Origin of the sequence: Nonomuraea sp. CA-141351, assembly GCF_050944675.1 — a bacterium.
Classification (GTDB): domain Bacteria; phylum Actinomycetota; class Actinomycetes; order Streptosporangiales; family Streptosporangiaceae; genus Nonomuraea.
The window spans coordinates 9054546-9073740 of record NZ_CP191982.1; the positions used below are offsets into that span (position 1 = coordinate 9054546).

Below are 19195 nucleotides of genomic sequence, written 5' to 3' on the forward strand. Positions count from 1 at the left end.
CCGGCACCGGACCTGACCAGCTCAGGCGACCCGGGAATGGCGCGGATTTGTGCCCGGCACCGGATGTGTTCTTTGTTCGAGAAAGATAACCGACACCATTTCGACCCGCACCTCCCTCGGCCCCTTGAACTGTCTTCAACGGTAGCGATCAGTGCGGCGGATCACATCTGATTAATGGGGCGCCTCCGGGACGTGAGATCCCTGTGCCCGTGCGGTGAGTCAGAGGTTGCCAGGCGGGCCGACACGCCGCGATTGTCGGTGGTGGCGCGTAGCGTCGCGGCTGTGAATCGTACCGACCGGCTCTACGCGCTCGTCGAAGACCTGCGCGCCATCGCGCCCCGCTGCCGCTCCGCACGTGAGCTGGCCAAGCGGTTCGAGGTGAGCGTGCGCACAATAGAGCGCGACATCACCGCCCTGCAAGAGTCAGGTGTGCCGATCTACGCCGAGCCGGGCCGCAAGGGCGGTTACGCCATCGACAAGAAGATGACCCTCCCCCCGCTCAACTTCACCCCGGCCGAGGCGGTGGCCATCGCGGTGGCGCTCAGCCGGGCCGGCGACCAGCCGTTCGGCAGGCAGGCGCGCAGTGCGTTACGCAAGGTGGTGGCCGCCATGCCGGGGTCCGAGGGCGAGCTCGCCAGGGAGCTGGCGCGGCGGGTGCAGCTCGTCCACCTGCCGCCCGAGCCAGGTGCGGAGACCCAGCCGCTCGGCGCCGAGGGGGTCTCCCGGGCCATCGAGGAGGCGCTGCTGCGGCGGCGCGTGCTCAGGCTCGACTACGCGGACGCCAAGGGCATGCTGACCACGCGTGACGTCGAGCCGGGCGTGTTCCTGGGCGGCCGGGGCGGGTTCTGGTATCTCGTGGCGTGGTGCCGGCTGCGCGATGACGTGCGGGTCTTCCGGCTCGATCGGATCGCCGCCGCGACCGTGACCGCCGAGCGCTGCCCCGACCGGCCGCTCGAAGGCTTCGCCCCCGACGTGCCCGAGATGATCGTGCACGGCACTGTGCTCGATTAGTCAATCGAAAACACCGACATAGGGTTGTCGCTCACCCGTTAGATCGTTGTCTTGTTCGAGAATTCAAGGAGATGACGATGGACAACACGGTGACCTGGTTCGAGGTGGCGACGGACGACCCCGAGGGCGCGCAGGCGTTCTACGGCGGGCTGTTCGGCTGGACGTTCGCCCGCGACGACGAGGGGCCGCTCGACTACCGGATGATCAACTATCCGGGCGGTGAGCAGCCCGCCGGCGGGCTGTTCAACACCAAGGGCGAGTTCCCCGCACACGCGGTCTTCCACGTGCAGGTTGCCGACGTCGAGGCGGCCTGCGCCAAGAGCGAGTCGCTGGGCGGCAAGGTGATCACGAAGGTGATCGACGACGGCGCCGGCACCGACTTCGCCTACTTGCGTGACACGTCCGGCAGCGTTTTCGGGATCTTCCACCGAAGGTGATCGGCGGCGTCACGATACCTGGGTGATCACCCGTTCGAGAGCCGGAGAGAGCACCTTCCCCGCCGACTCCGGCATGCGGACGGGTCGCTTCGCAGAGAGCGGTTCACCCGGCCCTGGGCACGCTGCCGATCGCCGAGCGGCGGCGCGTCCAGGGCCAAGCAAGCCCAGGGCCAGGCGCGGCCCGAGGAGGCGGCGGGTCAGAAAGCGGCCGTGGTCAGCCAGCGGCCGAGGAGGTCCGGGTCGCCGTACACCTTGAGGGCCTCGGACGAGCGCCGGCCGTAGAGCAGGAGCAGCAGGTCCTGGGCCGTTCCCTGGACCGCGCTGTCGCCCTTGGCGTGCCCGCGGTCCCAGGAGATCTTCCCGTCCGGCCCCTGGGTGACGGTCCACTCGCCCTCGGCGTCGGTCGCGTGGAGGTGGATCGTGGCCCCCTCCACGCCGAGCTCCGCCAGCCGCGGGGTGATCCAGCGGGCGTACGGCAGGTTGTGCAGAAACTCCTCGACGCCGTCGATCGCGACCTCCGCGGCGATGACCGGGTCGATGCCGAGCGCCAGCTCCGCGTCGACCCGGTGGATCACCAGCTCGAAGACCATCCGGCGGGTCCACCAGGACGCCTGCTTGTCAGGGCCCCACGTCCACACGGCCAGCGACGGGTCGGTGGTGCGGAGCGTGTCGAGCAGCTCGGCCGCCCCCGCGGCCAGCCACGCCGCGTCGCCGCTCTGCCCCTCGGCCAGACCGCTGGGCACCTGGCGCGACCAGATCCGCTCCTGGACCTGGTTACGCAGGACGTGGACAGCCCAGCGATGCGTCTGGCCGACATGCGTGATCAGCTCCGCGAACGTCCATCCCGGGCACGTGGGCACCGGGATGGACGGATCCGTGGCCAAGGCACCGAGGCGCGCGGCCTCTGTGGTGATAAGCGAGTCATATGTCACAGCGCCACATTAGACGGGGCCACATTAGACGAGACCACATCAGGTCCCCGGGCAGGTGGCACCCTTCGACGGGAGCTTGCCGTCGAGCATGAACCCGTCCACGAGCCCCTGCACACACTTGCTCCCCGACAGGTAGGCCCCGTGCCCCTCGCCCTCATACGTGACCAGGGTGGCGGTCTTGAGCTGGGCCGTCAGCCTGGGCGCCCACTCGTACGGCGTGGCGGGGTCGCCCCTGCCACCGACCACGACGATCGGCGCCGACCCTGTGGCGTTCACGTGCCGCGCCTCGTCGTTGCCCTTGACCGGCCAGACCCGGCAGAGCCCGCCCGAGCCCTCGCTGCCGAACAGCGGCGAGATCTTCATGGCGGCCGCCGCGGTGCGCCGTATCTGCTCCTCACTGGGCCGTTCGCTGGTGTCCACGCAGGTGATGGCCGGGAAGCTGGTCATCTGCGTCGAGTACGAGCCGTTCTCGGAGCGGCCCGTGTAGGAGTCGGCCAGGTACATCAGCGCCTCGCCATGGCCCTTGAGCGCCTCCGAGAGCGCCTGCTCCAGGAACGGCCAGGTCAGCTCCGAGTACAGCGCCGCCGCCACGCCCGTGGAGGCCAGCCCCTGGGTGAGCTCGCGCCCGCCGACGTTCAGCGGCTTCCCGGTGAGCTGGGTCATCAGCTTCTCGACGTTCGCGTCGGCGGTGGCCTGGTCCTTGCCGATGTCGCACTTGTTCTTGACGCACGCCCGCAGGAAGCTCTCGTACGCCCGCTGGAACCCGCGCGTCTGCACCAGCGTCCGCTGCTCGAACGTCACCGTCGGGTCCAGCGGCGCGTCGAGCACCATGCGGCCCACGTTCTTCGGGAACTCGGTGGCGTACACGGCGCCGAGCTGCGTGCCGTACGACATGCCGATGTAGTTGAGCTTGGGATCGCCCACCGCGGCGCGGATCTTGTCCATGTCACGGGCGGCGTTCACGGTGCCGACGTACGGAAGGATCTTGCCGGAGTTCTGCTCGCAGAGCGAGGCGAACTGTTTGTTGGCCTGCGCGGTCTCCTGGCGTGTCTGGTTGTCGTCCGGCAGTGTGTCCAGGGCGGTGAACCTGTCCATCTCGGCACCGTTGCCACAGCGCACCCCGGAGCTGCGCTCGACACCGCGCGGGTCGAAGCTGACCAGGTCGTAGCGGGCGCGCAGCGTGGAGAGCGCCTTGCCGGCCTGGTCGAGCGTGTCGACGCCCGAGGCGCCGGGCCCGCCGAAGTTGAACACCACCGAGCCCAGCTTGTTGCCCTTGCCCGTCGCCGCCAGCTTGATGAGCGCCAGGTCGATCTTCTCCCCGTCGGGCTTGGCGTAGTCCAGGGGCACCGCGAGCTTCCCACACCGTACGGACGGGTCCTGGCGGGCCGGCGGCTCGCCGTTAGGACGCTTGATGTCGGTGCACGGTCCCCAGTTGATCGCATTGGTGTCCGCCGTGGACTGTGTGGCGGGCTCGGCAGCCGGCACGGTGGAGCAGCCGGCGGCGGCCGTCACAAGCAGGGCGGCGGCTAGGACGCGTCGCATAAGACAATTTCCCCTCGTCTCTCAGGGGGAAGTAGTGCCCACAATACGTGACGCTGCACCATACCCGGGTGAGGCGGCACGTACCCCTCCTGACGTGCCGCCTCACAGGCCGGACGGCGCGGGCGCCGGAAATGACGGCGCTCCCGCGAAAGAACTTCGCGGGAGCGCCGCTCGCGGATGACTCAGACGCCCATCGACTGGGTGTCGTTGCTCTCAGCGCCGCCTGCCTCGGTGACGCCGTTCTTGAGGTGGTAGCGGGCGATCGCCTCGCGCAGCACCTCGCCGTCGAGCTCGCCCCGCTTGACCAGGCTGGTCAGCACGGCCAGCGTGATGGAGGCGGCGTCCACGTGGAAGTGGCGCCGCAGCGCCGAGCGCGTGTCGGACAGGCCGAACCCGTCGGTGCCCAGCGAGGACCAGTCACCCGGCACCCACTGCGCGATCTGGTCCTGCACGGCCTTCATGTAGTCGCTGACGCCCACGAACGGGCCCTGCGCCTGGGAGAGCGCCTGGGTCACGTAGGGGACGCGCTGCTCGGCGTCGGGGTTGAGCAGGTTGTGCTCCTCGCAGGCCAGGGCCTCGCGGCGCAGCTCGGACCACGACGTGGCCGACCACACGTCGGCCGACACGCCCCAGTCCTCGGCCAGCAGCCGCTGCGCCTCCATCGCCCAGGGGCCCGCCACACCAGAGGACAGGATGTTGGCCTTCGGCCCCTGGGTCTGCGGCCCTTCGGCGAACTTGTACAGGCCCTTGAGCAGGCCCTGCACGTCGAGGTTCGCGGGCTGGGCGGGCTGCAGGTAGGGCTCGTTGTAGACGGTCAGGTAGTAGAAGACGTCTTCCGGCTGGTCGCCGTACATCCTCCGCAGGCCGTCCTTGACGATGTGCGCCACCTCGAACGCCCAGGACGGGTCGTAGGAGACCGCGGCCGGGTTGGTGGAGGCGATGAGCGGCGTGTGGCCGTCCTCGTGCTGCAGGCCCTCGCCGTTGAGCGTGGTGCGGCCGGCGGTGGCGCCGAGCAGGAAGCCGCGGCCCATCTGGTCGCCCATCTGCCACATCTGGTCGCCGGTGCGCTGCCACCCGAACATCGAGTAGAAGATGTAGATCGGGATCATGTGCTCGCCGTGCGTGGCGTAGGCGCTGCCGGCCGCGATGGCCGAGGCCATCGAGCCCGACTCGCTGATGCCCTCGTGCAGGATCTGCCCCTGCACGGCCTCCTTGTACGACAGCAGCAGCTCCCTGTCGACGGCCTCGTACGTCTGGCCGTGCGGCGAGTAGATCTTCGCCGTCGGGAACATGGCGTCGAGGCCGAAGGTGCGGGCCTCGTCAGGAATGATCGGCACGAACCTGTGGCCGATCTCCTTGTCGCGCATGAGGTCCTTCAGCAGCCGCACGAACGCCATCGTGGTGGCCACCTGCTGCTTGCCCGAGCCCTTGGCGAAGCCGCCGTAGACCTCGTCGCCGGGCAGCTTGACCGGCTTGGCGCGCATGACCCGCTTGGGCAGCACGCCACCGAGCGCCGCGCGGCGCTCCTTCATGTACTGGATCTCGGGGTCGTTCTCGCCCGGGTGGAAGTACGGCGGCAGGTCGCCCTCCAGCGCCGAGTCCGGGATCGGCAGGAAGAGCCGGTCGCGGAACTCCTTCAGCTCGGCCTTGGTGAGCTTCTTCATCTGGTGGGTGGCGTTGCGCGCCTCGAAGTCCTTGCCCAGGGTCCAGCCCTTGATGGTCTGGGCGAGGATCACGGTCGGCTGGCCCACGTGCTCGCGGGCCGCCTTGAACGCCGCGTAGACCTTGTGGTAGTCGTGGCCGCCGCGCGACAGCTTGCGGATCTGGTCGTCGTTCAGGTGCTCGACCATCTTGCGCAGGCGCGGGTCGGAGCCGAAGAAGTTGTCGCGGATGTAGGCGCCCGACTCGACCGAGTACGTCTGGAACTGGCCGTCGGGCGTGGTGTTCATCTGGTTGACCAGCACGCCGTCGACGTCCGCCGCAAGCAGCGGGTCCCAGTCGCGGCCCCACACAACCTTGATCACGTTCCAGCCGGCGCCGCGGAAGTACGACTCCAGCTCCTGGATGATCTTGCCGTTGCCGCGTACCGGACCGTCGAGCCGCTGCAGGTTGCAGTTGATCACGAACGTGAGGTTGTCGAGCTCCTCGCGGGCCGCCAGGCCGATCGCGCCGAGCGACTCGGGCTCGTCCATCTCGCCGTCGCCCAGGAACGCCCACACGTGGCTGCGGCTGGTGTCCTTGATCTGCCGGTTGAGCAGGTAGCGGTTGAACCGCGCCTGGTAGATCGCGCCGATCGGGCCGAGGCCCATGGAGACCGTCGGGAACTCCCAGAAGTCGGGCATGAGGCGCGGGTGGGGATAGGAGGGCAGGCCGTGGAAGCCCTGCGACAGCTCCTGGCGGAACGCGTCGAGCTGGGCCTCGTTGAGCCGGCCCTCGAGGAAGGCGCGAGCGTAGATGCCGGGCGCCGCGTGCCCCTGGAAGAAGACCTGGTCGCCCGACTCGCCGTGGTCCTTGCCGCGGAAGAAGTGGTTGAAGCCCACTTCGTAGAGAGAGGCGGCGGATGCGTAGGTGGCGATGTGGCCGCCGACGTTGGTGCGGGCGTTGGCCCTGGACACCATGATGGCCGCATTCCAGCGGATGTAGGCGCGGATGCGGCGTTCGACGTGCTCGTCACCCGGGAACCAGGGCTCACGTTCCGGCGGGATCGTGTTGATGTAGTCGGTGCTCCGCAAACCCGGCACGCCGACCTGGTGCTCGCGGGCCCGCTCCAGCATGCGCAGCATGAGGTAGCGGGCTCTCGCACGGCCTTCGGTCTTGACGACGTTGTCGAGGGACTCGAGCCACTCGTTGGTCTCGCTGGGGTCGACATCAGGCAGTTGGCTGGGTAGGCCGTCGCTGATGATCGAGAATCGCTGGCGTCCGGAAGCCACTGGGTCTCGCCTTCCGAGGATGACTGATGTCTGGTCTGGGTCGTCTTCCATCCTGGTCGCTAGCCGTAGAAAACGCATCTCTACTGGCCGGTAACCAGAGGTGTCTCTGCTGGCAGAGACAGATCAGATGGCCTAGACCACCGATGGTAGGACGAATCGCCCCCAAAGGTTACATCGCGGGAGCAATTTAACAAGACAGGAAAACGGACGAAATTTCGCTCGAATGTCCTCTAGCCCGCTGCCCGTACTCTCCACTCTCCCCCGAAGAGGGGAGGTTCTCACCCCGCACAGCGCGATGTGACCGAGGGAGTCTAACGGCCACCCTCTCAGTACGGCTCCGCGGGGCCATGTGAGCCGGTTACCCGAGGGCCGCATCCAGCCCCCCTCGCGTTACCCCAGGGCCTCGTCCAGCGGGACGAGGCCCTGCTGGAGCGCGAAGATCGCGGCCTGGGTGCGGTCGGCCACGCCGAGCTTGGCCAGGATGCTGGAGACGTGCGTCTTGACGGTCTCCCTGCCCATGCGCAGGTCCCTGGCGATCTCCGAGTTCGACCGCCCCCTCGCCACGGCCGACAGCACCTGACGCTCTCTGGGGGTCAGCAGGTCGAGAGGCCGCGGGCGCCCGCCCTGCCGTACCTGTCTGAGCAGCAGCGCGGCGATCCCCGGCTCCAGCACGCTGCCGCCGCGGGCCGCGGCGCGCACCGCCTCGACCACCCGGTCGACCGCGGTCGTCTTGGACAGATACGACAGTGCGCCGAGCCGGACCGCCTCCACGACCCTGTCCTCTTCCTGGAACGAGGTCAGCACGATCACCGCGGGCCGCCCGTCCTCCCCGCGCAGTCTCTCCAGCACCGCGAGCCCGTCCATGACGGGCATGACCAGGTCGAGCAGCACCACATCGGGCCGCAGCCCCCGGATGGCGGGCAGCGCCGCCGCCCCGTCGCCGCTCTCGCCCGCGACCTCGATCCCCTCCTCCTGCTCCAGGACGAACCGCAGCCCCTGACGCACCACCTCGTGATCGTCGACGATGAGGACGCGGATCGTCATGGCAGGCTCGCTCTCACAGTGGTGCCGCTCCCATCGCTGTGGATCTTCCAGCTGCCGCCGAGTTCCTCCACTCGCTCGCGCATCAACGCCAGGCCCATTCCGTGCTTGGTGGCCACGCTGGAGGGGTCGAAGCCCTGGCCGTCGTCCGACACCTCCACGGTGACCGGGCCGTCGTCGCCGCTCAGCCGTACCGTGATCTTGGTCGGGTCCGCGTGCTTGATCGCGTTGCCGAGCGCCTCCTGGACGAGGCGCAGCACCGCGTGCTCGGCCGGGGGCGACAGCGCGACCTCCGCCAGGTGGGCCTCGACCCTGACGCCGAGCCGCGTCTCGTACGCGTGGCACAGCTCCTCCAGCGCGGGCACCAGGCCCGCGTCCTCCAGCGCCACCGGCCGCAGCTCCAGCAGCAGGGCCTGCATCTCGCGCATCGCGCGGGCGGCGGTGCGCTCCATCGCCTCGGCCTGTTCGCGCAGGGCGTCAGGCGCGGCCCTGCGCATGCCCCCGGCCAGCAGGCTCAGCGAGAACAGATCCTGCGAGATCGAGTCGTGCAGTTCCCTGGCGATCCTGCCGCGCTCGGCCTGGCGGGCCTCCGCGCGCGCGGTCAGCCTGGCCGCCTCCACCGATGCGCCGAGCCGGTCGGTCATGATGTTGAACGAATGCTCGAGCGTGCTCACCTCATCGCTCCCGCTGACCGCCACCCGTGGCCGGAAGTCGCCCGAGGCCACGGCCGTGGTGAGGCCGGCGAGCCTGCGTACCCTGCTGGTCAGCCGGCGCGTGCTGAGCAGGCCGAACAGCAGCCCGACCGGCACCACCAGCACCAGCGCCAGCAGGCCGGGCGCCAGCAAGGGCGTGAGCGAGTCGACGGACGGCGCGGCGGGCACGGCCTCGGCCGGGGCCTGGACGTAGACGTACCCGATGATCTGCAGGCCCACCGGCGTCTTCACGGTCACGGGGCTGAAGTGCCAGACCGCCGGGCCCACCACGGTCTTGGTGTTGCCGCCGCCTCCCTCGCGGCCTGGCAGGCGAACGCCCAGGACGGTGTCCAGCTCGTAGAGCTTGGGGGCGGAGCTGGCGACGATCGAGCATTCGGTGTCGACGAGCACCTCCAGCGTGGTGAAGCCCTGGTCGGGCGGCCTGGCGTCGGCCATGAGGGTTCGCGGCTTCCCCAGCGCCATCGCCTTCTGCAGGAGTTCGTGGCCGGAGGCGCCAGGCAGCGGTGGTGGCAGTTTGGCCGCCTCCTGGCTGAGCGCCTTGGCCTCCCTTCCCGCCAGGTCCCGCAGCACCGAGGCCAGATCGCTGACGTTGGCCTGCGGCACCACGTAAACGGCCACGATCACGGCCTCGACCAGCAGCACCGCGGTGGCCGTGACCAGCACGTACGACGCCGCCATCCGGCCGCGGAGCCCGAAACGCCACATCAGCGCAGCGTAACGTTTCGGTCATCTTTCTTCCTCCCCCTGCAGAGGGAGCAAAACTTGCGAATCACTCTTTTCGTACGGCTTTCCGCGTACCAATGTGGGATGTATGAATGCTGCGGTAGGAGACCGGCTCCTGGTGCACGGGCATATCGTCGGCGAAAGGGACCGGAGTGGTGTGATCATGGAGGTCCAGGGCCTCAACGGCGAACCTCCCTACATGGTGCGCTTCGACGACGGGCACACCGGGCTGGTGTTTCCGGGTCCAGACGCCGTCGTGGTGCATACGTAAGATTTCCCCGTGAGATCTGAAATCATCTCTGTGGCCACGGGGTCAAGAGAGACGGTGCACGACATCACGGATGCATGCGCTGATTTCGTGCGCGCGCAGGGCGAGGACGGGTTGCTGCACATTTTCGTGCCCCACGCGACCGCCGGCGTCGCCCTGCTCGAGCTGGGCTCGCGGAGCGACGACGACCTGCTCGCCGCGCTGCGGGACCTGCTGCCGCCCGACGACCGCTGGCGCCATGCCCACGGCTCGCCGGGTCACGGAAGGTCGCACGTCATGCCGGCGCTGATCCCGCCGTACGCCACGGTCCCCGTGCTGGGCGGGCGATTGGCGCTCGGCACGTGGCAGTCGATCGCACTCGTCGACCTGAACGTCGACAACCCGCAACGCCAGGTTCGCCTGTCGTTTTTGTCTGATTGATTCCGGCCGACTACCGCCGTACCCGTGGCGACCGTTGACGACTGAGGGTCACAGCGTGTGGACTGTGCCGAAGCGATAAACCGCATAAGCGGGGCCACTCAAGCAGGAGGGATAAACGTGAGCGCGACCGCGGGTCAGGCGCAGGGCGAGCGCGGCCTGGCCGAAAGGCTCGGCCTCAAGCCGGGTCAGGTGGTGCAGGAGATCGGTTGGGACGAGGACGTCGACGACGAGCTTCGCCAGTCCATCGAGAACCTGACCGGTAACGAGCTGCTGGACGAGGAGAGCGACGACGTCGTCGACGTGGTGCTGCTGTGGTGGCGCGACGGTGATGGGGACCTCTTCGACGTCCTCAGCGACGCCATGCGAGCACTCGCCGACGGCGGCCAGATCTGGCTGCTGACTCCCAAGGCCGGGCGCGAGGGCCACGTGGAGCCGAGCGACATCGGGGAGGATGCCGCCACCGCGGGTCTCTCGCAGACCAGCAGCATCTCCGCCGCATCCGACTGGTCCGGGACCAGGCTCGTCACGCCCAAGGGCAAACGGTAGGGAGCCCGAGCGCCTTCCGTGCGGCAGGATGATGCCTGTGAACGCACATCCTGCCGAGGTCGGCGCCCTGGCTCCAGATTTCGAGCTGCAGGACCAGCACGGCACCCCGGTGAGCCTGTCTCAGTTCCGGGGCTCCAAGGTCGTGCTGGTCTTCTACCCGCTTGCCTTCAGCGGGATCTGTCACAGCGAGCTGTCGACACTGCGCGACCAGCCCCTCGAGGGCGCACAACTGCTGACCGTCTCGGTCGACTCCCTGTTCACGCACCGTGCGTGGGCGGATCGCGAAGGTTACACGTTTCCGCTGCTCTCCGATTTCTGGCCACACGGACAGGTCGCGCGGGCGTACGGTGTGTTCGATGAGACGAAGGGGTTGGCTCTTCGGGGGACCTTCGTCATCGACGGCGACGGCGTGATCCGGTGGTCGGTGGTCAATCCGATCTCCTCGGCACGTGACGTCGCCGACTACGTGAAGGCACTCGCCGACATTTCTTGACTTCGGAGGGAACCATGCCCTGCTACCGATGCGGGGCCCGGCAGACCGACCCGGTGCGCGGCGCCAGCCCATGGCAGCGCGGGGTGCGCAACGAGACCCAGGTGTTGATCTGCCCGGACTGTCAACGGCTGCATGACCTCGACCTGGCCACGTGCTCGACGTGCGGGTCGACCGCGCTGATCTGCCGGCTGGGCGAGGTGGAGTGCCGGTCCTGCGGGGCCGTACGGCTGGCCTGCTCGGACACGCTCACGCCCTCCGCCATGACGCCGCCGCCGGGGCTGTCGGCGGAGGTGGAGGCAGCGCTCAACCGCGTGCTCGGACGCGCCTGACCGCTACGGGCCGGCCTCGGGGCACTTGGTGCCGGGACGTGCCTGCCTCGGTCGCTCAGCTTCCAGCACAGACCCACCTCGGCTCGATCGCTCTCGTGCCGAGAGGGCCCCTCCGTGACCAGAGGGACCGCTGAGAGACGCCTCGGGAGTCCTCTGGAAGGCCGTGAGGAGGCTCGGGACGGACCCGGATCCCGAGAAGTCCGGGAGACACTCTTTCCAGACATTTGCTGAGCTGCGCTATCGTCTCCTTCCGTGTCCGCAATGAGTTCGTTCGTCGTCGCGCTCGACGTCGGTGGCACGTCCATGAAGGGCGGCCTGGTCAGCGAGTCCGGCGCGGTGCTGCTGAGCGAGCGGCGCCCGACCCCCCGAGCGGAGGGCCCGGAGGCGGTCGTGGCCGCCATCTCCGACTTCATCAGCCACCTGGCCGCCTCGGGCGACGGCATCCCGGCGGGCGTCGGCCTGGCCGTACCCGGACTGGTGTCCGACAACTCCGCCCTCTACGCGGCGAACCTGGGCTGGCGCGACGTCCCCGCCGCGAGCTTCACCAGTCTGGACATCCCGGTCCTGCTCGGCCACGACGTACGCACCGGCGGCCTCGCGGAGAGCATCCTGGGCGCAGGCCGTGGCCTTTCCGATTTCCTCTTCCTCCCCATCGGCACGGGAATCGCCGGCGCCTCGATCATCCGCGGCGAGCCGTACGGCGGCTCCTCGGGCTGGGCCGGCGAGATCGGCCACACCCCGGTCTTCCCGGACGGGGAACAGTGCGCGTGCGGGCAGTTCGGCTGCCTGGAGACGTACGCCTCGGCGGCCTCGGTAGGACGCCGCTACAGCCAGCGAACCGGCGTGGAGGGCGTCAAGGCGGAGCAGGTGGTCTCCTCCGACGACCCGATCGCCATAGAGGTCTGGGACGAGGCCGTGGAGGCCCTGTCACTGGCCCTGGCCACGTACACGCTCCTGCTGGACCCCTCGGTGATCGTCCTCGGCGGCGGCCTGGCCGAAGCGGGCCCGGCCCTCTTCGACCCGGTACGCACCCGCCTCGTCAAGCGCCTGGCCTTCCGCTCGGCACCCCCCTTGATCCCGGCGGCGCTTGGGGTGGACGCGAGCATGCTCGGCGCGGCCCTCCTGGGCTGGCGCGCCGCAGGCCGCCCCGAACTGGGCCCCGGGTGGGTGGTGGATGTGCGATCGGGCCCCGTGGTGTCGTAAGGTGTAGTGCCGATCAGGGGCGGTTAGCTCAGCGGTAGAGCACTCGCCTTACAAGCGAGGGGTCACTGGTTCGAACCCAGTACCGCCCACCTGCATCAAGAAGCCCTGCAGCGATCATGCTACGGGGATACCGTGACCTTGGCTCGTGCAAGCGAGCACTTGCGGCTATCTCGTCTCGCTGGGCGAACCGGCGCACAAGGACATCGGCATCGCCCCTAGTCCGAGAGCTTCCGGTAGGTCGTCGGCCGCCCTTGGCCCCCCAGTTGCTCAACGAGCCCTCTCGATCTCAGTTCGCGTAGTGCCTTGCGGATATTGGGCGCGGACAGGTTCAATTCCTGCTTCAGATCGGCGACAGTGCGTGTCCCGGCCGCCAAGGCGTCGTAGACACGTAGCTCCGTCTCGTTCAGGTCGTCGCCCGGGCGTATGACGGGAACTGCCTGCTGCTTTAGGACGACGGTGAATCGGATGGCGGCATCGATGTAATGCGCAGGTGGAAGCCCGGCCTCTGCCAGGGCATTGGCCACGATCGGGATGCCGGTTGCCAGAGCCTCGATCACTCGCGCGCCTGTTTCTGGTGTGCGAGCGTATTGGCAGATCGCAACAAGTCGCGCATTGCGTGCGGAAGTGATGGCATCCTGGCCGAGCCGGTCGACCGTGATGCCATACAGGCCGCCCGGGTTGGAGACGATCAGCCGGTCACGGCGGAGCCGAACCTCCACGGCCATGCCGGCCGACCAATGATCGAGGTCGCGGTGGAGAAGAGCGTTCGCGATGATCTCGCGAAACGCGATATACGGATAGGCGGGCCGATCACGAACAGTCCCGTCCGGCGCTGACACGACGCTGGTGTCAAAGGTTCGCCGTGCCCAGTCCAGGGCCTCTTCAAGCATCCGTGGGATGGCCCCAGTGATCGTCGTCTGGTTCCGAGCCCGCGATCCTGCGGGATCGGTCGGCAACGGCTCCGCCGAAGCCTGGATGACGAAGCGCGGAAACCACTCCTGTGGATGAACTCCCAAAGCCAACAGCCCTGCGACGGTCGGAGTGCCGTCGGGCCGAGTCACTCCAGCACGCCGGAGCAACTCGGCATCGTCAGGGAAACGGCCCAGGCCGTGGGGATCCCGTTCGCGGACCGAACGTAGGAACGCTGCGACAAGGTCGCCGTCCAGGTCCTCGCGGGTGGCGCCTGTCACGGGCTGCCGGTCGAAGAGCGGCGGCTTCCGGGCGGCAAGGAATGCCTGCTCTTCCAGATCCGACAGTGGGAAGTTCCCGTCGTACCCCCGCATGTATGCCGTACCTTACGCCGTGATCCGACACGGCTTGGCCGACGGATCGCATTCGTGCACTCTGGCGACGATGACCGGTGCCCCATCCACTTCCGCGTCACTGATCGTAAGCTGGACAGGCGGCGAGAACGAGCGAGCCTTGTGAGCGAGGCCCTGCTTGAGAGCTTGCGGATCTGCAAGCTGTACCGGACGGAAGCCGGTGGCCTCGTCGAGGCCGAGGATGATCGTCCCGCCGCCTGGATGGTTTGCCAGCGCGCTCAGAGTTGAGGCGAGCGACTGCGGCAGCCCTCCTGCCGCCGACTTGACCTCGACATCGTCGTAGTCGCCTCCGGCCGTGCGGAGACATGCGACCAACTCGTTCACGCTGTGGCTCATAGGTAAATATAACCAGGCGCCGGTTACATTTACTCGTGCTCTGGTTACATTTCGTCCTGTTCCGATTCGGCACCTCCAGACGCGTCGCCACCGAGAGCCCGGCACCCCGGAGCCGACTGTCCGAGCATCGCGCGGCCTGACGAGTTCCCGATCGACATGATGCCGAGGCGCTCCCCATCCGGCGCCGCCGACGTCACCAGCCTCCTGTTCGAGCGCCTTGCCAGTCGTCTCAAAGCCGCCGCCACCGCCCGTTCACCAGGAGACGGCCTATCTGGAGCACGGCCACGTCGTGCTGCCGAGTGACTAGAAATGTGCTGAAGATCTTGTGTGCAAGCGCGCGGTTATCGAAGGACGGGCATGGCCGGGCGGATCGTCTGCTGAGTGGGTGGAAGGCGTCCGAGGGCGGTACGCGAAAGGACCGCCTCCGTCGGTGGTCAGGTGCCGGTGATAGCCCAGGTGCCGTGGGTGTGGGTCAAACCTAGGTTGATCAAGGTGCGGAGGTTGAGGGCGGCGGCGCGGGTGTGGAGCCAGGCGTTGTTCTTGATCGTGCCCAGGTAGCGCAGGCGTCGGTTGCCGCGGGCGACCAGCCAGGCGATGGCGCGTTCGACCGGTGGCCGCCAGCGCCGGTAGTCGGCTTGCCAGTCGGGGTCGGTGGCGGCCTGACGACGGGCTGCGGCCAGCAGGGCGTGGTGGGGGTGCACGTTGAGATTGCGGCCGGTCTTGGCGGTGGTGCAGCGCGCTCGCAGCGGGCAGGCGGCGCACCGGTGCTTGAACTGGGCGACTCGGTTGCCGTCGGCCTGCGGTTTTCCCAGGGCGACGGTGTGCCCGGCCGGGCAGGTGACGGCGCCGGCGGCCTCATCGACGGTGAAGTCGTCGATGGTGAAGCCGCCCGCAACGGCCTGACGCAGCGTGGCCGGTTTGATGATCAGAGTATGTCCAGCGGCCTGCAGGGTGTGGCGGGCCTGGCCGGTGCCGTAGGCGGCATCGCCCAGCACGCTGACCGGCTCGCGCTCGGCAGCCAGCAACTCTTCGGCGACCAGGGCCTCGTGATGCTCGGCACCGCTGCCCAGCGTTAAACCCACAGCGGTGAACAAGCCGGTCTCAGGCTCAACAGACACATGCGCCTTGTAGCCGTCCAGGCGCTGGGTGCGGTTCTTGTGGATGTGGCGGGCCTCGGGATCGACGGTGGAGACGATCCGGTCACGAGCTGTTCGCCGGGCAATCCGCCAGCGGCCGTCGCCGCCGTCGCTGCCGGGCGCGGGCTCGACGTCCTGGTAGGCCACCAGCGCCAGCAGCCCGACCGCGGTGGCGGCCTTGTCGTCCAGGGCCTGCTCGGGCAGGTCGGCCAGCAGCCGCAGCGCGTCAGTGACCAGCGCATCCACCAGGTTCTCGCGCGCTTGGGCATCGTCCCACGCGATACGGGGCTTGCCCGGATCGTCGTAGTCATGAGCGGTGCAACAGCCCGCTGCGACCGCTGCCGCGCCGGGCACCTCGCGGATCACCCGCCGGATCGCGGCGATCAGCTGAGTGACCGTGTCCTGCGTGGCCACCGCGTCTTCCAGCACGGTGGAATCCAGCGCCCGCCGCTGCCGGCCCCGCAACGCCCCGGTGATCGCGATCAGCTCCCGCACCCGCACAAACAGCCGATGCGGCTCGGCCGAGCGAGCCAGCCGCCGCCGGAAGTAGGTCAGCAACGACGGGTGGAAGGCGCGATCATAAAGCCCGAGCCCACAGGCGGCCTTCCACCGCAGATCGCACCGCAACTGCTGGACCGCGTCAAAGTCCGACACCCCGAACAACGCCTGTAATACCACCGCCGAGGCCAGCACCTGCGGCGGCATACTCGGCCGCCCATTCGGCGAGGGGTACATGTCGGCGAACATCGCCTCAGGGAACAACGCCTGACGATGCTCGGCCAAGAACGCGAACACGCTGCCAGCGGGGATTAACTCCCGGCAGGTCTGCCACACATCCGGCCCGACCGGTGCCCCGGCCGCTTTGCCCTGCATACCACCGAGTCTGACCCCAAGCCAGCCTAAGTGGAACCAGCACCCAACATCTTCAGCACACTTCTAGTGTCCTGAGTCAGTAATTCGCCGACAATATGAGGCGAGGGCGTCGAGGATCTCTTCGGCGGTCTTGGCCCAGACGAAAGGCTTGGGGTCGTCATTCCAGGAGGCGATCCAGGTGCGGATGTCTTTCTCCAGCGCTTGGACCGTCTTGTGGACGCCGCGTCGTAGCTGCTTGGTCGTCAGTTCGGCGAACCAGCGTTCCACCAGGTTCAGCCAGGATGAGCCGGTCGGGGTGAAGTGCAGGTGGAAGCGCGGGTGTGCCAGCAACCAGCGTTTGATCGCGGGCGTCTTGTGCGTGGCGTAGTTGTCGCAGATCAGGTGGACCTCAAGCTCGGTCGGGACCTCCTTGTCCACCTTGATCAGGAACTTCTTGAACTCCACTGCGCGATGCCTGCGGTGCAGGGAGCCGATCACCTTGCCGGAGATCACGTCCAGAGCCGCGAACAACGTGGTGGTGCCAGCCCGGACATAGTCATGGGTGGCTCGCTCGGGCACGCCGGGCATCATCGGCAGCACCGGCTGAGATCGATCCAGCGCCTGGATCTGCGACTTCTCATCCACGCATAAGACCAGCGCCCGCTCCGGCGGATCTAGGTACAGACCGACCACGTCATGCACCTTCTCCACAAAGAACGGATCGGCTGACAGCTTGAACGTCTCCGACCGATGCGGCTGCAGGCCAAAGGCCCGCCAGACACGCGACACCGTCGACTGCGACAGGCCCACCTGCTTGGCCATGGACCGCGTCGACCAGTGCGTGGCGTTGGCGGGCTTGGTCTCCAAGGTGCGCGCGATCAGCTCCGCCACCTGCTCATCGCTCACCGTCCGCGGCCGCCCCGGACGCGGCTCGTCGGCCAAGCCCGCCAGCCGCTCCGCCAGGAAGCGCCGACGCCACTTCGAGACCGTCTCGCGCGATACCCCGACCTCCTCCGCCACCACTTTGGTGGACACGGGCAAGCCGTCCTCACCGATCGCATCACACGCCAGGATCAGCCGGGCCCGCAACGCCATGTCCTGGGCGCCCTTGCGCCGCCGTACCCACCGCTCAAGCTCAGCCCGCTCGCCATCGGTCAGATGCAGCGGCTCGACCTTCGGTCCCGGACGTCCCATAGCCAAGAACCATAGACGAATTACTGACTCAGGACACTAGAAATGTGCTGAAGATCTTGTGTGCAAGCGCGCGGTTATCGAAGGACGGGCATGGCCGGGCGGATCGTCTGCTGAGTGGGTGGAAGGCGTCCGAGGGCGGTACGCGAAAGGACCGCCTCCGTCGGTGGTCAGGTGCCGGTGATAGCCCAGGTGCCGTGGGTGTGGGTCAAACCTAGGTTGATCAAGGTGCGGAGGTTGAGGGCGGCGGCGCGGGTGTGGAGCCAGGCGTTGTTCTTGATCGTGCCCAGGTAGCGCAGGCGTCGGTTGCCGCGGGCGACCAGCCAGGCGATGGCGCGTTCGACCGGTGGCCGCCAGCGCCGGTAGTCGGCTTGCCAGTCGGGGTCGGTGGCGGCCTGACGACGGGCTGCGGCCAGCAGGGCGTGGTGGGGGTGCACGTTGAGATTGCGGCCGGTCTTGGCGGTGGTGCAGCGCGCTCGCAGCGGGCAGGCGGCGCACCGGTGCTTGAACTGGGCGACTCGGTTGCCGTCGGCCTGCGGTTTTCCCAGGGCGACGGTGTGCCCGGCCGGGCAGGTGACGGCGCCGGCGGCCTCATCGACGGTGAAGTCGTCGATGGTGAAGCCGCCCGCAACGGCCTGACGCAGCGTGGCCGGTTTGATGATCAGAGTATGTCCAGCGGCCTGCAGGGTGTGGCGGGCCTGGCCGGTGCCGTAGGCGGCATCGCCCAGCACGCTGACCGGCTCGCGCTCGGCAGCCAGCAACTCTTCGGCGACCAGGGCCTCGTGATGCTCGGCACCGCTGCCCAGCGTTAAACCCACAGCGGTGAACAAGCCGGTCTCAGGCTCAACAGACACATGCGCCTTGTAGCCGTCCAGGCGCTGGGTGCGGTTCTTGTGGATGTGGCGGGCCTCGGGATCGACGGTGGAGACGATCCGGTCACGAGCTGTTCGCCGGGCAATCCGCCAGCGGCCGTCGCCGCCGTCGCTGCCGGGCGCGGGCTCGACGTCCTGGTAGGCCACCAGCGCCAGCAGCCCGACCGCGGTGGCGGCTTTGTCGTCCAGGGCCTGCTCGGGCAGGTCGGCCAGCAGCCGCAGCGCGTCAGTGACCAGCGCATCCACCAGGTTCTCGCGCGCTTGGGCATCGTCCCACGCGATACGGGGCTTGCCCGGATCGTCGTAGTCATGAGCGGTGCAACAGCCCGCTGCGACCGCTGCCGCGCCGGGCACCTCGCGGATCACCCGCCGGATCGCGGCGATCAGCTGAGTGACCGTGTCCTGCGTGGCCACCGCGTCTTCCAGCACGGTGGAATCCAGCGCCCGCCGCTGCCGGCCCCGCAACGCCCCGGTGATCGCGATCAGCTCCCGCACCCGCACAAACAGCCGATGCGGCTCGGCCGAGCGAGCCAGCCGCCGCCGGAAGTAGGTCAGCAACGACGGGTGGAAGGCGCGATCATAAAGCCCGAGCCCACAGGCGGCCTTCCACCGCAGATCGCACCGCAACTGCTGGACCGCGTCAAAGTCCGACACCCCGAACAACGCCTGTAATACCACCGCCGAGGCCAGCACCTGCGGCGGCATACTCGGCCGCCCATTCGGCGAGGGGTACATGTCGGCGAACATCGCCTCAGGGAACAACGCCTGACGATGCTCGGCCAAGAACGCGAACACGCTGCCAGCGGGGATTAACTCCCGGCAGGTCTGCCACACATCCGGCCCGACCGGTGCCCCGGCCGCTTTGCCCTGCATACCACCGAGTCTGACCCCAAGCCAG

General features: G+C 68.4%; 18 protein-coding genes and 1 tRNA gene. 9 read left to right on the forward strand and 10 right to left on the reverse strand.

Going from position 1 to position 19195, the window contains the following annotated elements; all coding sequences use genetic code 11:
• Window positions 1–282: 282 nt before the first annotated feature.
• Complete coding sequence (locus ACQPWU_RS42610; protein WP_433431352.1) at window positions 283–1011, forward strand: helix-turn-helix transcriptional regulator; 729 nt, start codon at window positions 283–285, stop codon at window positions 1009–1011.
• 77 nt (window positions 1012–1088) lie between these two features.
• Window positions 1089–1448 (forward strand): VOC family protein, encoded by a 360-nt coding sequence (locus tag ACQPWU_RS42615; RefSeq protein WP_360700322.1) that lies wholly within the window; start codon window positions 1089–1091, stop codon window positions 1446–1448.
• Between the two features lie 197 nt (window positions 1449–1645).
• Here ACQPWU_RS42615 and ACQPWU_RS42620 read toward each other — a convergent pair whose 3' ends face one another.
• From ACQPWU_RS42620 to ACQPWU_RS42640, 5 genes are all read right to left on the reverse strand, one after another.
• A complete protein-coding gene (locus ACQPWU_RS42620; RefSeq protein WP_433431353.1) occupies window positions 1646–2380 on the reverse strand; it encodes a maleylpyruvate isomerase family mycothiol-dependent enzyme in 735 nt (244 codons plus the stop codon).
• A gap of 39 nt (window positions 2381–2419) precedes the next feature.
• The gene (locus ACQPWU_RS42625; RefSeq protein WP_433431354.1) at window positions 2420–3922 is read right to left on the reverse strand and encodes an alpha/beta hydrolase; all 1503 of its coding nucleotides are present in this window, start codon (window positions 3920–3922) and stop codon (window positions 2420–2422) included.
• Between the two features lie 182 nt (window positions 3923–4104).
• A complete protein-coding gene (gene aceE, locus ACQPWU_RS42630) occupies window positions 4105–6852 on the reverse strand; it encodes a pyruvate dehydrogenase (acetyl-transferring), homodimeric type (RefSeq protein WP_433431355.1) in 2748 nt (915 codons plus the stop codon).
• A gap of 390 nt (window positions 6853–7242) precedes the next feature.
• Window positions 7243–7896: a response regulator gene (locus ACQPWU_RS42635; RefSeq protein ID WP_433431356.1), complete on the reverse strand. Its 654-nt coding sequence runs from the start codon at window positions 7894–7896 to the stop codon at window positions 7243–7245.
• Window positions 7893–9311 carry a HAMP domain-containing sensor histidine kinase gene (locus tag ACQPWU_RS42640; protein ID WP_433431357.1) on the reverse strand — a complete coding sequence of 473 codons (1419 nt, stop codon included), beginning with the start codon at window positions 9309–9311 and terminating at the stop codon, window positions 7893–7895. The genes ACQPWU_RS42635 and ACQPWU_RS42640 overlap by 4 nt, the downstream gene beginning before the upstream one ends.
• 106 nt (window positions 9312–9417) lie before the next feature.
• On the opposite strand from ACQPWU_RS42640, the gene ACQPWU_RS42645 reads away from it, so the two are divergent.
• The 7 genes from ACQPWU_RS42645 to ACQPWU_RS42675 all read left to right on the forward strand — a co-directional run bounded on the left by ACQPWU_RS42645 (window position 9418) and on the right by ACQPWU_RS42675 (window position 12677).
• Window positions 9418–9600: a DUF1918 domain-containing protein gene (locus tag ACQPWU_RS42645; protein ID WP_360708144.1), complete on the forward strand. Its 183-nt coding sequence runs from the start codon at window positions 9418–9420 to the stop codon at window positions 9598–9600.
• 9 nt (window positions 9601–9609) lie between these two features.
• On the forward strand, window positions 9610–10017 hold the full coding sequence (locus ACQPWU_RS42650; protein ID WP_433431358.1) for a secondary thiamine-phosphate synthase enzyme YjbQ: 408 nt from the start codon (window positions 9610–9612) through the stop codon (window positions 10015–10017).
• 117 nt (window positions 10018–10134) lie between these two features.
• Window positions 10135–10563: a DUF3052 domain-containing protein gene (locus ACQPWU_RS42655; protein WP_433431359.1), complete on the forward strand. Its 429-nt coding sequence runs from the start codon at window positions 10135–10137 to the stop codon at window positions 10561–10563.
• A 31-nt stretch (window positions 10564–10594) separates the two neighbouring features.
• Window positions 10595–11056, forward strand: a complete 462-nt coding sequence (locus ACQPWU_RS42660) for a peroxiredoxin (RefSeq protein WP_433445424.1) — start codon at window positions 10595–10597, stop codon at window positions 11054–11056.
• 14 nt (window positions 11057–11070) lie between these two features.
• Window positions 11071–11385: a hypothetical protein gene (locus tag ACQPWU_RS42665; protein ID WP_433431360.1), complete on the forward strand. Its 315-nt coding sequence runs from the start codon at window positions 11071–11073 to the stop codon at window positions 11383–11385.
• A gap of 261 nt (window positions 11386–11646) precedes the next feature.
• Window positions 11647–12588 (forward strand): ROK family protein, encoded by a 942-nt coding sequence (locus ACQPWU_RS42670; RefSeq protein ID WP_433445425.1) that lies wholly within the window; start codon window positions 11647–11649, stop codon window positions 12586–12588.
• A gap of 17 nt (window positions 12589–12605) precedes the next feature.
• A tRNA-Val gene (locus ACQPWU_RS42675) sits at window positions 12606–12677 on the forward strand.
• Between the two features lie 126 nt (window positions 12678–12803).
• On the opposite strand, the gene ACQPWU_RS42680 is transcribed toward ACQPWU_RS42675, so the two are convergent.
• The 5 genes from ACQPWU_RS42680 to ACQPWU_RS42700 form a co-directional block, all read right to left on the reverse strand.
• A complete protein-coding gene (locus ACQPWU_RS42680) occupies window positions 12804–13871 on the reverse strand; it encodes an ATP-binding protein (RefSeq protein ID WP_433431361.1) in 1068 nt (355 codons plus the stop codon).
• A 12-nt stretch (window positions 13872–13883) separates the two neighbouring features.
• The gene (locus tag ACQPWU_RS42685) at window positions 13884–14234 is read right to left on the reverse strand and encodes an AlbA family DNA-binding domain-containing protein (RefSeq protein ID WP_433431362.1); all 351 of its coding nucleotides are present in this window, start codon (window positions 14232–14234) and stop codon (window positions 13884–13886) included.
• A 446-nt stretch (window positions 14235–14680) separates the two neighbouring features.
• Window positions 14681–16255 carry an IS1182 family transposase gene (locus ACQPWU_RS42690; protein WP_433431363.1) on the reverse strand — a complete coding sequence of 525 codons (1575 nt, stop codon included), beginning with the start codon at window positions 16253–16255 and terminating at the stop codon, window positions 14681–14683.
• A gap of 63 nt (window positions 16256–16318) precedes the next feature.
• The gene (locus ACQPWU_RS42695) at window positions 16319–17428 is read right to left on the reverse strand and encodes an IS630 family transposase (protein ID WP_433431364.1); all 1110 of its coding nucleotides are present in this window, start codon (window positions 17426–17428) and stop codon (window positions 16319–16321) included.
• A 167-nt stretch (window positions 17429–17595) separates the two neighbouring features.
• Window positions 17596–19170 (reverse strand): IS1182 family transposase, encoded by a 1575-nt coding sequence (locus ACQPWU_RS42700; RefSeq protein WP_433431363.1) that lies wholly within the window; start codon window positions 19168–19170, stop codon window positions 17596–17598.
• Between the last annotated feature and the right edge of the window lie 25 nt (window positions 19171–19195).

What these genes read in the sequence shown, in the direction of transcription:
- ACQPWU_RS42625 (WP_433431354.1), bottom strand. Translation starts at nt 3,922, where the DNA reads ATGCGACGCGTCCTAGCCGCCGCCCTGCTTGTGACGGCCGCCGCCGGC.
- ACQPWU_RS42635 (WP_433431356.1), bottom strand. Translation starts at nt 7,896, where the DNA reads ATGACGATCCGCGTCCTCATCGTCGACGATCACGAGGTGGTGCGTCAG.
- ACQPWU_RS42680 (WP_433431361.1), bottom strand. Translation starts at nt 13,871, where the DNA reads ATGCGGGGGTACGACGGGAACTTCCCACTGTCGGATCTGGAAGAGCAG.
- ACQPWU_RS42670 (WP_433445425.1), top strand. Translation starts at nt 11,647, where the DNA reads ATGAGTTCGTTCGTCGTCGCGCTCGACGTCGGTGGCACGTCCATGAAG.
- ACQPWU_RS42695 (WP_433431364.1), bottom strand. Translation starts at nt 17,428, where the DNA reads ATGGGACGTCCGGGACCGAAGGTCGAGCCGCTGCATCTGACCGATGGC.
- ACQPWU_RS42660 (WP_433445424.1), top strand. Translation starts at nt 10,595, where the DNA reads ATGCCTGTGAACGCACATCCTGCCGAGGTCGGCGCCCTGGCTCCAGAT.
- ACQPWU_RS42640 (WP_433431357.1), bottom strand. Translation starts at nt 9,311, where the DNA reads ATGTGGCGTTTCGGGCTCCGCGGCCGGATGGCGGCGTCGTACGTGCTG.
- ACQPWU_RS42700 (WP_433431363.1), bottom strand. Translation starts at nt 19,170, where the DNA reads ATGCAGGGCAAAGCGGCCGGGGCACCGGTCGGGCCGGATGTGTGGCAG.
- ACQPWU_RS42615 (WP_360700322.1), top strand. Translation starts at nt 1,089, where the DNA reads ATGGACAACACGGTGACCTGGTTCGAGGTGGCGACGGACGACCCCGAG.
- ACQPWU_RS42665 (WP_433431360.1), top strand. Translation starts at nt 11,071, where the DNA reads ATGCCCTGCTACCGATGCGGGGCCCGGCAGACCGACCCGGTGCGCGGC.
- ACQPWU_RS42645 (WP_360708144.1), top strand. Translation starts at nt 9,418, where the DNA reads ATGAATGCTGCGGTAGGAGACCGGCTCCTGGTGCACGGGCATATCGTC.
- ACQPWU_RS42690 (WP_433431363.1), bottom strand. Translation starts at nt 16,255, where the DNA reads ATGCAGGGCAAAGCGGCCGGGGCACCGGTCGGGCCGGATGTGTGGCAG.